At 55.8% G+C, this 12,939-nt stretch carries 12 protein-coding genes; 6 read left to right on the top strand and 6 right to left on the bottom strand.

Features of this window, described 5'->3' with window-relative positions:
- Positions 1-25 precede the first annotated feature (25 nt).
- Positions 26-2,992: a PAS domain S-box protein gene (locus tag ACOCF6_RS09770; RefSeq protein ID WP_482460196.1), complete on the top strand. Its 2,967-nt coding sequence runs from the start codon at positions 26-28 to the stop codon at positions 2,990-2,992.
- On the top strand, positions 2,989-4,938 hold the full coding sequence (locus ACOCF6_RS09765) for an HD domain-containing phosphohydrolase (RefSeq protein ID WP_482460195.1): 1,950 nt from the start codon (positions 2,989-2,991) through the stop codon (positions 4,936-4,938). The genes ACOCF6_RS09770 and ACOCF6_RS09765 overlap by 4 nt, the downstream gene beginning before the upstream one ends.
- Positions 4,939-5,036: 98 nt before the next feature.
- Here ACOCF6_RS09765 and ACOCF6_RS09760 read toward each other — a convergent pair whose 3' ends face one another.
- Both ACOCF6_RS09760 and rpoH read right to left on the bottom strand, forming a co-directional pair.
- Complete coding sequence (locus ACOCF6_RS09760; protein ID WP_482460194.1) at positions 5,037-5,228, bottom strand: GSU3473 family protein; 192 nt, start codon at positions 5,226-5,228, stop codon at positions 5,037-5,039.
- Between the two features lie 408 nt (positions 5,229-5,636).
- The gene (rpoH, locus tag ACOCF6_RS09755) at positions 5,637-6,488 is read right to left on the bottom strand and encodes an RNA polymerase sigma factor RpoH (protein WP_482460193.1); all 852 of its coding nucleotides are present in this window, start codon (positions 6,486-6,488) and stop codon (positions 5,637-5,639) included.
- Positions 6,489-6,707: 219 nt separating this feature from the next.
- Here rpoH and ACOCF6_RS09750 point away from each other — a divergent pair, with 219 nt between their 5' ends.
- Both ACOCF6_RS09750 and ACOCF6_RS09745 read left to right on the top strand, forming a co-directional pair.
- Positions 6,708-7,157, top strand: coding sequence for an Hsp20/alpha crystallin family protein (locus tag ACOCF6_RS09750; protein ID WP_482460192.1), 450 nt, complete (start codon positions 6,708-6,710; stop codon positions 7,155-7,157).
- Between the two features lie 52 nt (positions 7,158-7,209).
- The gene (locus tag ACOCF6_RS09745) at positions 7,210-7,608 is read left to right on the top strand and encodes an Hsp20/alpha crystallin family protein (RefSeq protein ID WP_482460191.1); all 399 of its coding nucleotides are present in this window, start codon (positions 7,210-7,212) and stop codon (positions 7,606-7,608) included.
- On the opposite strand, the gene ACOCF6_RS09740 is transcribed toward ACOCF6_RS09745, so the two are convergent.
- On the bottom strand, positions 7,595-7,717 hold the full coding sequence (locus ACOCF6_RS09740; protein ID WP_482460190.1) for a hypothetical protein: 123 nt from the start codon (positions 7,715-7,717) through the stop codon (positions 7,595-7,597). The genes ACOCF6_RS09745 and ACOCF6_RS09740 overlap by 14 nt on opposite strands.
- A 337-nt stretch (positions 7,718-8,054) precedes the next feature.
- On the opposite strand from ACOCF6_RS09740, the gene ACOCF6_RS09735 reads away from it, so the two are divergent.
- Positions 8,055-8,354 (top strand): hypothetical protein, encoded by a 300-nt coding sequence (locus ACOCF6_RS09735; RefSeq protein WP_482460189.1) that lies wholly within the window; start codon positions 8,055-8,057, stop codon positions 8,352-8,354.
- A gap of 110 nt (positions 8,355-8,464) precedes the next feature.
- Entirely contained in the window at positions 8,465-8,851 is a 387-nt protein-coding gene (locus ACOCF6_RS09730; protein ID WP_482460188.1) for a response regulator, read from the top strand.
- A 203-nt stretch (positions 8,852-9,054) separates the two neighbouring features.
- On the opposite strand, the gene ACOCF6_RS09725 is transcribed toward ACOCF6_RS09730, so the two are convergent.
- The 3 genes from ACOCF6_RS09725 to ACOCF6_RS09715 form a co-directional block, all read right to left on the bottom strand.
- Positions 9,055-10,311, bottom strand: coding sequence for a radical SAM protein (locus tag ACOCF6_RS09725; RefSeq protein WP_482460187.1), 1,257 nt, complete (start codon positions 10,309-10,311; stop codon positions 9,055-9,057).
- Positions 10,312-10,539: 228 nt separating this feature from the next.
- Positions 10,540-10,764 carry a GSU3473 family protein gene (locus ACOCF6_RS09720; RefSeq protein WP_482460186.1) on the bottom strand — a complete coding sequence of 75 codons (225 nt, stop codon included), beginning with the start codon at positions 10,762-10,764 and terminating at the stop codon, positions 10,540-10,542.
- Between the two features lie 238 nt (positions 10,765-11,002).
- Entirely contained in the window at positions 11,003-12,913 is a 1,911-nt protein-coding gene (locus tag ACOCF6_RS09715; RefSeq protein WP_482460185.1) for an ATP-binding domain-containing protein, read from the bottom strand.
- Between the last annotated feature and the right edge of the window lie 26 nt (positions 12,914-12,939).

Here is a 12,939-nt window from a genome sequence, read left to right as displayed (position 1 = left end):
TACTACCTGAAAAAAGGGATCAGCAATGGGAATCCACAAAGACATGAGCCAGGCAACACCGGTCGTTAAACTGCGTCACCATGCGGAAAAGCGACTGCGGTCGAATGCGGTTGAACTGCTGCCGCTCCGGACCGAGGAAGCGATGCAGAAACTCGTCCATGAACTTGAGGTTCATCAGATCGGGCTGGAGATGCAGAACGCGGAGCTGCGTCATGCCAGGTGCGTGGTGGAAAATTCCCTGGCAACCTATACCGATCTCTACGATTTTGCCCCGGTCGGCTATTTTACCCTCGACCGGAGCGCGGTCATCAGTGCCGTGAACCTCATCGGCGCCAAGCTCCTGAATAGTGAGCGCAGCCGATTGGTCGGCCGGAATTTCGTGCAGCTCATCTCGGAAAAACATCGTCCCGACTTCACCACCTTTCTCGACGGGGTCTTTGTTGATCAGGGCATAAAATCATGCGAGGTGACGCTCCTGAACAAGGGCGGCCTGCCCCTCCTGGTGCAGCTCGAAGCCCTGGTTACCGTTCCCGAGCAGGGCTGCCGCCTCGCCATGATCGATATTTCCGGGCGCAGGCAGGCCGAAGATGCCCTGCGGGATATTGAAGAGCGGATGTTCCGGCTGGCGAAAACGGCTGTTGACGCCATTATCATGCTGGATGACAGCGGGACCGTTACGTTCTGCAATGCCTCGGCAGAACAGATGTTCGGCTGTACTGCCGAAGAGATCACCGGCCGGGATTTCCACCGGCTCTTCATCCCCGAACGCCACCTGGGTGCCGAGACAAAGGGGTTTGCCCTGTTCAGGGGTCACGGGACCGGACCGTTAATCGGCAGGAGGACCGAGGTCACCGCAGTTCGCAAGGATGGGACGGAATTTTCGATGGAGCTTTCCATCTCGGCCCTCAAATTACAGGGGAAGTGGAATGCCATCGGGATCATGAGGGATGTCACTGCACGCAAACTGATGGAAACGGAGATCCAGGATGACCGGGAATATGCCGAGAACATCGTCGAGACCGTGCGCGAGCCGCTGGTGGTACTGGATTCCGACCTGAAGATTCTCACCGCCAATCACAGTTTCTACGAGACCTTCAAGGTTACGCCCGAAGAGACCATCGGGAACTTCATCTATGATCTCGGCAACCGCCAGTGGGACATCCCCAAACTGCGGGTGCTGGTCGAGGAGATCCTGCCCCATGATACCGTGATCAACGGTTATGAAGTCGAGCATGATTTTCTCGATATCGGCCGCAAGACCATGCTGCTCAATGCCCGTCAGATCTTCAGGGAAAAGATCGGTTCGCGCATCATCCTGCTGGCCATGGAGGACATCACCGCACGCAAGAAGCTGGAGACTGAGATCCAGGATGCCCGAGAATATGCGGAGAACATCGTCGAGACCGTGCGCGAGCCGCTGGTGGTACTGAATGCCGACCTGAAGATCCTCACCGCCAACCACAGTTTCTACAATATCTTCATGGTCACGCCCGCAGAGACCATCGGGAATTTCATCTATGATCTCGGCAACCGCCAGTGGGACATCCCCAAGCTGCGGGTACTCTTTGATGAGATCCTGCCCCATGATACGGTGATCAACGGCTACGAAGTCGAGCACGACTTTCCCGGTATCGGCCGCAAGACCATCCTGCTCAACGCCCGCCAGATCTTCCGTGAAAAGATCGGCTCGCACATCATCCTGCTGGCCATGGAGGACATTACCGCCCGCAAGCTGTTGGAAGCGGAGATCCAGGATGCCCGGGAATATGCCGAGAACATCGTCGAGACCGTGCGCGAGCCGCTGGTGGTACTGAATGCCGACCTGAAGGTGCTCACCGCCAACAACAGCTTCTATGGAACCTTCAAGGTAACGCCTGAGGCGACCATCGGGAACTTCATCTATGATCTCGGCAACCGGCAATGGGACATCCCCGGGTTGCGGGTGCTGGTTGAGGAGATTCTGCCCCATGATACGGTGATCAATGGCTATGAAGTCGAGCACGATTTTCCCGGTATCGGCCCCAAGACCATCCTGCTCAATGCCCGCCAGATCTTCCGCGAAAAGATCGGCTCGCACATCATCCTGCTGGCCATGGAAGACATTACGGAGCGCAAGCTGGTGGAGGAGCGGATCGGCGAAGTCATTCGTCAGCAGCAGGCCATTCTTGACAATATCCCCAATGTCGCCTGGCTAAAAGACAGGGAGGGGAGGTATGTTGCGGTAAACAATCCCTTCAGCAGGCTGTTCGGTCTGGCACCCAAGGATCTGACCGGGAAGAACGATCACGATATCTATCCGCACGAGCTGGCAGTGAAATACGAGGAAGAATTCAGGGCTGTTATAGAGACCGGAGCGCGCACCTATTTCGAGGAGACGATTGTCAACAGCAAGGGGAAGCTGCGCTACGTGGAGAAGATCAAAACGCCCATTTTCAATGATGCGGGGGGCGTCATCGGGGTCATCGGCATCACCCATGACGTTACCAGCCGCAAAGAGGTCGAGATTACGCTCCGTCACGACAGTACCCACGACATGTTGACCGGTCTCTATAACCGGGCCTTTTATGAGGAAGAGCTGAAACGGTTTGCCCATGGTAGGATGTTCCCCGTCAGTATCGTGATGGCGGACGTCAACGGTCTGAAAGCAGTCAATGACACCCTGGGGCATGCCGCGGGTGACCAGTTGATCTGCCTGGCGGCCCGCATAATTCTGGAAGCGTTCCGGGCGGAGGATATCGTTGCCCGTATCGGGGGGGACGAGTTTGCCATTCTGCTCCCGGGAACGGACAAAGACATAGCGGAGGAGGCTGTCAGGAGGATTATGAGCTGCCCTGAAATCAGTACCGGCCAGGTGAGTATTGCCTTCGGGATTGCAACCGCAGAAAACAGGGATCAGCTTGAGGACGCATTAAAGCTCAGTGACGAGATGATGTATCGGGAAAAATCGGCACAGAAGGGAGCGGGGCCAAGCGGCCCGGACCTATGCACATGAAGCCCACGGCCACAAAAGAACAGGCGTTGGCCGGCATGCCGGCCAACGGCCGGACAGAGCCGGCACATGCGCTCCTCAACCCGGAGCTGCGCTACCGCCGCCTCTTCGAATCCGCCCAGGACGGTATCCTGATGCTGGATGCCACGACAGGTGTGATCAACGACGTCAACCCGTACCTGATTGATATGCTGGGCTTTTCGCGGGAAGAATTCGTGGAAAAGAGGTTCCGGGAAGTTGCTGCCTTCAAGGAAATCAAGGCCATCCGGGATGCCTTCCGGGCATTGCGGAAGAACGAATTTGTCCGCTGCAAAAACCTGCTGCTCAGGACGAAAGGCGGCTGCCCGGTTCTGGTGGATTTCACCTGCACTGTGTATCCGGTCGGCGACGAAAAGGTCATCCAGTGCAGCGTCCGGGACATCAGTGACCGCAAGCGGGCCGAAGATACCTTGCCAGGAACAAAAGAGGAGGATCACCGCTTACGGATCAACAATCTGCCGGTCGGGATTATTGTCAATGCTCCCGATACCAGCATTCTGCAATGCAACCCCGAAGCCTCGCAATTGCTGGGGATGTCGGCGGATCAGATTCTGGGCAGGGACAACCGTGATCCGGAGTGGCACTTTGTGCGTGAGGACGGCACCCCGCTGCCCATTGAAGAGTATCCCGCGAATCAGGTCATCGCCAGCGGGCGTATGCTGAAGAATTTCGTTATGGGGGTTGCCGGCGGTCTTGAGGGAGAATTCAGGTGGGGCCTGGTGAATGCCTATCCCGAGTTTGACGGCAACGGGCTATTGCGCCAGGTTGTGGTGATGTTTACGGATATCAGCGACATCAAGTGCGCCGATGACAGAATGCGGCAGCATCTTGAACATCTGACCGCCCTGGTTGAGATTGACCGCGCCATCAATTTCAGTTTCGACCTGAATCTCAGCCTGACAACACTCCTGACCCATGTCATTGTCCAGTTGGGGGTCGATGCCGCCGACGTGCTGATGTTCAACCCCCACTCCCGAACGCTGGAATACGTTGCCGGGCGTGGTTTTCACACCAGAGCCATCGAACACGCCCGCCAACCCCTGGGCGAGGGCTATGCCGGCCGCGCCGCGCAGGAGCGCAGCATCGTGCATATCCCTGATCTGGCCAAGGAGCATGACAGCTTTTTGCGCAAGATGCTGCTGGCGGGTGAGAATTTCGTCAGCTACCACGGCGTGCCGCTGATCGCCAAAGGCCAGGTTGTGGGGGTGCTGGAGGTCTTTCAGCGTACCCGCTTCGGCCACGACAAGGCCTGGCACGACTTCCTCAAGGCCCTGGGGGCCCAGGCTGCGATTGCCATCGACAATGTCACCCTGTTCGACAACCTGCAGCGCTCCAACAAGGAGCTTGCCCAGGCGTACGACGCCACCATCGAAGGCTGGTCGCGGGCACTGGAACTGCGCGACAACGAGACCGAAGGGCACACGCAGCGGGTGGCGGTGTTAACCGTCAAGCTGGCGCGGCTGTTCGGGCTGAGCGATGCGGAATTGGTGCAGGTGCGCTGGGGCGCTCTGCTGCATGACATCGGCAAGATGGGTATCCCTGATGAAATTCTGCTGAAACACGAAGCGCTGACCGAGGCGGAATGGGTCGTGATGAAAAAACATGCGGTCTACGCCTATGAGATGCTTTCACCCATCCGCTACCTGCGCATGGCCCTCGATATCCCCTACGCCCATCATGAGAAATGGGACGGCAGCGGCTACCCGCTCGGTTTGAAGGGTGAACAGATCCCGCTGGTGGCGCGCATATTTGCGGTGGTTGACGTCTGGGATGCACTGAGGTCCGATCGGCGCTACCGCACCTCCTGGTCCGTGGCAAAGGTGCGCAAGCACCTGCGCTCACTGGCTGGAACGCACTTTGATCCGCATGTTCTGAAGATCTGTCTTGATTCGGACATACTGGTGGATTGAGGCATTGGAGGGATACGGAAGTGATGTCCCGCACAGAAGGTGTGGTCAACGGACCAGTTCACATCCTTTAAAACAGCAGGATCAAGCGTACTGAATTTTTAGCGCTTTTCTGCCTTTCTCCTGTCAACTCCGCTGCTTCTCCTGATTTCCCGCACCCGGTCAGTACCGATTGTCACCCAGCCTGTAATGCGTTTGAATTTCACAACCTCTTTCAGTTCAATCAGGTTGTCGAGGATGAATTCCTTGACGTAGTCGTAATGGTTGTCGGTACGAAGAATCGGTATTAACATTGTTGTAACTCCCTTTGATTGCTGGATAAACCAGCATGTTTTTGAGGGCCCGGTATGATCTGGCCGGAACCTGTACGTCGCTGAACCGGAAACTTGACCGTCACTGGTGGGTTTGCCACTGATGGGTGTTGCGATGATCGTGCCGGAAAAGCAGTGCGGATGGTATAGGGGTAACATGCCGATTATAAAAGGTTTTAAGCGAAAGGTGAAATATGCGGCCTGGGGAAAACCGTCAAAACCGGCCGTTACATGCAATAAAACCGCCACATATGACGGGGCGTTTAAGCGAATGATATCAGTTTTCTATAGTATTTTGGTAAGCATTGGGAGAGCCGCGAGGTGCAGACCGTCGCATCAGCAGGGCCCTTTGCTTTGCGTCAGATAAAGGCTTCAAACGCGGTCTGCTGATTACGCCGCCCATCCATCCTGAGGTACAAGTGTCTGCCGCAATTTGGCCAGAGCCCGTTCTTCAATCTGACGTACCCGCTCACGTGAGATTGAAAATTGATCGGCAATCTCCTGCAGGGTTAGAGGTGTGTCGCTCGTCACCCGGTTCTCGACGATATAGCGTTCTTTCTCGTTTAAAACCGCCAGGGCCTTGATGACATGCTGTTTCAGCTCACGTTCCTGCTGGCAGGTTCCCAGCAATTCTTCCTGGTTCATCCTGTCGTCCGGGATGGTGTCAAGAACTGTTACCTTGTCATTCTCGCCAATCTGCCCGTCCAGGGAAATTTCTCCTTTCAGACGCTGCTCCATGTCCGTTACATCCTGATCCGAAACCTGCAGCAGATGTGCCGTTGCTGAGACATCAGGATCACTGCCGGTCATCTTTTGAATGGCCTCTTTGGTTTTGCGCAGGTTATAGAACAGCTTGCGCTGGGCCTGAGTGGTCCCGATTTTAACCAGGCTCCAGGCCGACACGATGTATTTCTGGATATAGGCCCGAATCCACCAGACGGCATATGAAATCAGGCGTACACCCTTGTAGGGATTGAACTTGCGTACCGCCATCATCAGTCCGATGTTCCCTTCCTGAATCAGGTCCAGCAGCTTTAAGCCATAATGCCGGTATTCCGACGCGACCTTGACAACATAGCGCAGGTTGGAAGTAATCAGCGTGTGCGCTGATTCCAGGTCCTTCTCTTCAAAGAATTTCTGTGCATACATGCGCTCCTCAGCCTCATTCAGTACCCTGAACCTTCGGATTTCAGCCAGATACAGTGTCAGGCTGTCGGTTACAACAGGAAGGTTAGTGACCATGGCGCACCTCCTATCGGTACAAGCTCTCAGTTAGCACTCTCATGCCCTGACTGCTAATACTATAACAATAAATATTTCCGAAATCAAGTCGACCAAGCAGATTAAATACAACAATACCGGCATGTTGAATGGAATAAATTTTTTATCCACCCCCCTTGATTTTTAAAAAAACGGAATTATGTATATGTCAGAATCACACACCGAAAGGAGGTACTCATCATGGCAAGCTGGGATTTGTTCAGAGAACTGAACACGTTGAGAAGGGAAATTGACGAGGCATTCCGGGGAGCAGGCTATAGCCGGCCGTTTAGTTCCTCGTTCCTGTCTCCGGTGACCACGCGAAGATTTCCGCTGGTCAATCTGAGCGACGACGAAGGGCATGTCTATGTGGATGCGCTTGTCCCCGGTGTCGATCCTCGGGACATCGATCTGACGGCAATGCGCAATACCATTACCATAAGCGGAGAACGCAAACCGTTCGAAGCCAGGCAGGGGCAGATTATACACCGCAGCGAACTCGGATCCGGCAGTTTCTCGCGCACCCTGGAGCTCCCGGTGGATATCGACCCGGACAAGATCTCTGCCGAATGCCGCAACGGCATCATGCGCATAGCCCTGGCCAAGGCTGAACACGCCAAGCCGAAAAAGATAGAAATAAAACTGTCGTAAGCGGGGCATCTGCCCGGGAATATTACATATCCAAGAAAAGGAGGTCATTACGATGACAGCCAACAGCTTAACCGAAAGGAACGAAGAGAGGAATCTTCAGACCCGCGAAGAGACCCGTTCACTTGATAAATACATCACACCCGCTGTCAACATTATTGAAACGGAAGACGGACTGACCCTGACAGCAGATATTCCGGGTGCCTCCCGGGAAACACTCGATATTAATGTGGAAAAGGGCATACTTACCATCCATGCACCGGTAAGCTGGAACATGCCCGGAACAGCCGGTTATACCGAATTTGAGCTGGCGCCCTATTACCGACAGTTCGCGATTCCGGAAATTCTAGATCACGAAAAAGCCAGTGCTGACCTGAGCAACGGCATACTGAAATTGCGTGTGCCCAAGTCCGAAGCGGCCAAACCTCGTAAAATAGAAATCAAGGTAACATGACGCGGTCGCCGAAGTGTGTGAAGGTGCCCAGCGTAAACTCAGGGGCCGCCATGGCGGCCCCTGTTGTCTGGTCCGGTCTGGGTATCACGCCATCAGCAGAAACATTCACGTCACCACCTGCACAACCCGTCCTGGCAGATGCCAGTCAAAGATATCCTCAACAACCTGAGGTACCCACAAAAAACTGAGGCCTTACGACCCCTTTCACTTCTCGCTCCTGTACGTTCCTGTCTACGCAACATCCTGTTTTTAAGGAACTAATCCATTATAGTTGTCGTGATGCTTTTATTGGCAGGCTCCTTGCTCTCTCTAACGTATGACCTGATCATCGCAGCAGCCCTGATAATCAGGATACAAGACGTTCGAAAGGTATTTTTATGAAAAAACATGAGGGACAGAAAACTAATCAGACGGTTAACGCGATCGTACATACGGCATGTTTTTCAATGCTGAGTTTTTTATTGTTGTGCGGAACGGGATACGCAAGTTCGGATACCCCCGTCAACGTCAATACGACGTCGGCAGCCGGTGGCGCGGCCGCAGATCTTGTTGGCGAATCCGGTCTGAACAACCCCGCAAATATTACTGTCGTCATGGCGGATATCGGCAGCATAGATGCTTCCGGTTTTGACAGTGTTTTTAACGATGAGGAAGCCGGCTACACGGAAGCGCCGCTGTATGCCGGAACAGCCAGCAGGGCAAAACAGAGCGCCCGCAGCGCATGTACGGAGAGCTGTTCCCTCTAGCATTGCGGCGTGGTGTGCTGACAGTTCGTGTGGCCACGCTGAACCTGCGCATTTTTATGGTCCAAAATAATATCCGGCCTGTTCATACCAGGCTAACGGCGGTGAAGCAGATGGAAGACGTCCTTGTAGTAGACGATGACAGGCTGATACTGGAGCTGGTAAGGCAGATTCTGGAACACGAAGGGATTGTGGCCCACTGTGCAGCGAGCGGGGAGGAAGCGCTTGAGCAGATGAGGAATCGAACATTTTCCCTGATGATTACCGATTACAACATGCCGGGGTTGAACGGTCTCGAACTGGCCAGAAAAGGTCTGAAGCTGGCGCCTCTCATGCCCATCATCATGGACACCGGCGAGAATTCACCGCAGATCACCAGCCTGGCGAAGGAAATCGGCATATCAAGGGTTCTGGCCAAGCCCTTTCGCCCGGGTGAATTGATCAATTCAATCAGGGATGTGATGGGCGCACAAAGCGTATGGGCCTCTGCCATCGCTTAAGCAACAGCCGAAACATCCAAATCAATACACGGCATCGTGATCGCCAACGTTTACCGGGATAATCTCCCGATCAGTATAAATACTCCCTCCGCTTTGCTTAGAAGCGCCACTATTAGCAAGAGGTGGGTTTTGGGTTTGCTTGAAAGCTTCCCACTTTCTGACCTTCCCTTTGAAGGGGGTGGAAGTTAACTGCACGGCAAGCGTTAGAAATAGTCGGCCAGGCCGCTCACGATCCGCTCAAAGCGGGCCAGTCGCTCAGGCGGCTGGCCGGACTGCAGGGCGGATTGTTCCGCATCCGACAGTTCCAGTTCCGGTGACTGCGGCCGGCGCTCCAGATAGAGGGCGCGGCCGGTTTCCAGCACGACCTTCTCAAACGAATAGCGGTAACTGGGATTCTGCAGCAGCACGGCCTCGCTGTAACTGACACCACTGGCGGAGAGGGTCCGCAGATAGCCCGGCTCCGTAACCGATTCGCCGGCAGTGCAGACTGTCAGTGCCGCTCGACGCCGGGCAGCGGCATGCTGGAAGCGCCGCTTGTAGGGGAAGGAACAGTAGTTGACCGGCAGCCCGATGCCCTGTTCCAGCGCAAAGCGGACACTCCGCAGGGCGCACAGTTCCGATTCCAGCAGCGTGACCTTCTCGCCATGGATAAAGATATAGCCCCGCTCGGTCAGGGGGGTAAAGTTGTAGGGTGTCAGGCGCATCTGGTGCAGATTGAGGTGGTTGACGCCCGCCTCGGCCATCTCCACCATCTTCAGCCTGAGCAGGGCTTCGTCCTCCGGCACCGCTGGAATCTCCACCGTCACCGTCGGTATGCACCCCACCGCCAGGCGCAGTTTCTTCAGGTTATAGCGCACCGCTCCCAGATCGAAGCGGATCTCGTCCAGCCCGGCATCCCGCAGTCGACGGCACAGATCCGGCGTCAGCATGGTGCCGTTGGTGTACATCCAGAGATGCACCGCGTCACCGCAGCGCCTCCGCACGGCACTCAGGTAGGCGATGGTCAGCTCGGGTGTCAACAGCGGTTCGCCGCCGCTGATGCTGACGCCGCTGAATCCAAGGGCCGCCACATAGGCGGCATACTCCTCGGGTGAAGCGAACGCCAGGCCATTGGTCACCGGCGGACCGTCATCGTCCTGTTCCGTGGGGCAGTAGAAGCAGCGTCCATTGCAGCGACCGTTGACGAACAGGCAGGACCAGCTGCCGGCAACGCACGCGCGGCAGCCGGGTGCCAGCCCGTTGCAATCCACCTTGGTTCCGGCACAGCCGAACAGGGCGTGTTGTTCCAGCCAGCGCAGCAGTTCCGTACGTTCGGCAGCAGCGGCCAGTAGTTGTTCAGGGGTGGCAAAATTCAGCAGGTCATAGCGGAAGCCGTATTCACGGCGGTTGGATTCGATCAGCTGCTGCTGGACAAGCAGACCGGGATCAGACGGGATGGAGAGGAGCGGTAATACGGGCACGCGGAAATCCCTTCATGAGACGGAGTTGATGGAGCAGAAGCAACAACATCCGTCTTGATTTCCCGGACCCAAAGAGCGTGAAACGAGTTTTATTGTAGACTGTTAGCGATCAACCGCATAGGAGATAACGCAGCGCTCCGGAAATAGTTACTCCGCCAGGACCGGCCCCATGGGGTGCCCACCGTTATTCCACGTCGAGATGCTATTCACAGGTGGCGACTGGCTGCATTATGCAGCTACTCCTGGCTGCGCTGTTTTTCCTGCCATCCCCGTGCGCCGTTCAATTCCTGAATAGCCGCTTCTGTTCATGTGACGCATATTGCTTATGCCAGGAATAACCCAGCCGTCTCCTCGTTCAAATTCTCGCACCTTTCCAGCATCAAGAAGACTATCAAGTATTTCCGGACGAACCATGTCAAAGCGGTCATCGACGTATCTGACTCTGATCAGCATGAGAATCCCCTTTCTATGTAATGTATGCACCGCCCAATAAATAGTTTTTTTTAATTTTAGTGCATTTACTGCGCCATTTTATATGTACCTTAAATTATTGAGTCAATTGTCTGTACTCGGCAAAAACGGTTGAATCTGTAAACAGTTCCGACAAAAATCAGGGCAATTTGTGCCGCCGAAATGTCGAACAACTTTACAACCTAGACGCCTACCCGGCAGGAAGATCCAATTTCCCGTCTTACGCCAGCCCTGCGGCCAGCTCCCGCCAGTAGACGATGTCCAGACGCCGGCAGGCCCGGGTGACGCAGACATACAGGAGATTGCGGTCCAGGGCCGTCTTGCGGAAGTCCTTGGCATTCGGGTCGTACAGGATGACATTTGCGAATTCCACCCCCTTGACCTGATGGGCGATCGTGACCAGGGCTCCCGGCTCGAAGGTCAACTCACCCGATGGATGCAGCCCGGGTATGCCGGCCAGCGCCGTGTGGAGCATCTTCTCGTCCGATTTCTTCTTGCAGATAACCGCCGTCAGGCCGTAGGGGTCCTCGGCCGCCAGTTTCTCGACCAGTTGGCGCAGCTGCAGCAGGGCGCTTTCCTCATCCGCGGCCTGGTGGTACTCAAGCACGCCGGAATGGCGGCCGACCTGCTCGCTCTCGCGGTTGCTGATCCGGGCTGCCAGCGCCATGATCTCCCGGGGGCAGCGGTAGGAAACGGTGAGGGCCTCGTTGCTGACCCCGACCTCCTTCAGGTTGGTGTGGAAGATATCGAAGTCGGCTGCATCGACCCACGACAGGATCTTCTGCTTGCTGTCAGCACTGAGCGTAATACTGTTGCGATTGTCCGTTGCGGCGAGAATCGCCTCCAGCTCCAGCAGTGCAAGGTCCTGCCCTTCATCGACAATGATATGGGCGTACCAGCCGAGGGCCTCACGAATCGGCCCGTCCTGCTCACGCAGCTGGCACAGCCGCAGCAGCACACTCAGGTCGGCAAACGACACCGCCTGGCTTCTGGTCGCGTAGCGCCGGCGCAGATCGGCCAGAAAGGTCTCTTTTCCATTTTCTGCGGCAAACAGGACATCCAGCACATAGGGCTGGCCGTAAAAACGCCACAGGTCCTGGATCGGCTCGGCCTCCTGCACCTCGGCGACATAGCGGGCCAGCAGGCCGGACAGCAGCGCAGACTTCTTCTGCGCCGTCAGGGTATCGCCCAGCACCGGCTTGATTACCTTGCCGGTCAGGGCGGTGATGGCACTCAGGGCCCAGGCGCTGAAGGTATCCACCCTCGTGCTGCCGAGCAGGTCAGAGGAAGTCTGCCGGACATAGTTGCGCAGCACCTTGTTGAACATCAGCACCAGGCAGCGCTCCGGTGCGAATCGCTGGGGATCGTTGAACTGCAGGCACGACAACCGGTGCAGACTGACCACCGTCTTGCCGCTGCCGGCGCCGCCGGTGATCAGGGTACAGCCGTCGGTGGCTTCCGCAGTAATCATATGGAACTGCGCAGGGGTGATCAGCGAGACGATATCCACCATGCGGTGGTCATGGTTGGCCGTCTTGGTATCGGTGGTCGTATGAAACTGCCTGGCGTTTTTCACCCACCTGTCACCGGCCAGTTCGTACAGATCCTCGCCGCATTCCATGCGCCGCAGAGTGCGTTTCACGATCTCCACCGAGTCACGCCGGGTGATCAACCCCTCCCGGTCACGACCCTGAATGGTTTCGAAGTATTCATCTCCCAGGTCGTAGTCATAAAAGAAGCGCGAGATCGGGGCTTTTCTCCAGTCGACGACCAAGGCCCGGTTGTCATGGGACATGAAGCCCTGTTTACCGATCAGGTATTCCTTGGCGCCGATCCGTTTGTCGTTGTCGTTGATCCCGACCACCCCGAAGTATGGGCTGTCAGTCATTTCAAAGGCGGTCAGATACCGGGCGGGATCAAACTTTTCGTTTTCGATAAGTTTCTCGGTCAACGAGTTCTTTTCACGCCAGCTGACCGAATCAAGGCGTTCCTTCTTCAATTCAGCCGCATAGGAATTATGTGTGGCGATCTTGGCCCTGTTCTGCCGTGCCGTTTCTTCGATGGAGGTGAGTACGTCGGCCAGACGCTGCTGCTCCTGCAGGACTATGTCAAATTGGGGTTGTTCACTCATAGTGCTTGTTTGATGATCACAGTATC

The sequence above is a fragment of the Geobacter psychrophilus genome (assembly GCF_056821595.1).
Note: the sequence above shows the minus strand (reverse complement) of the source record. Positions and strands in the feature narration are given on the sequence as shown.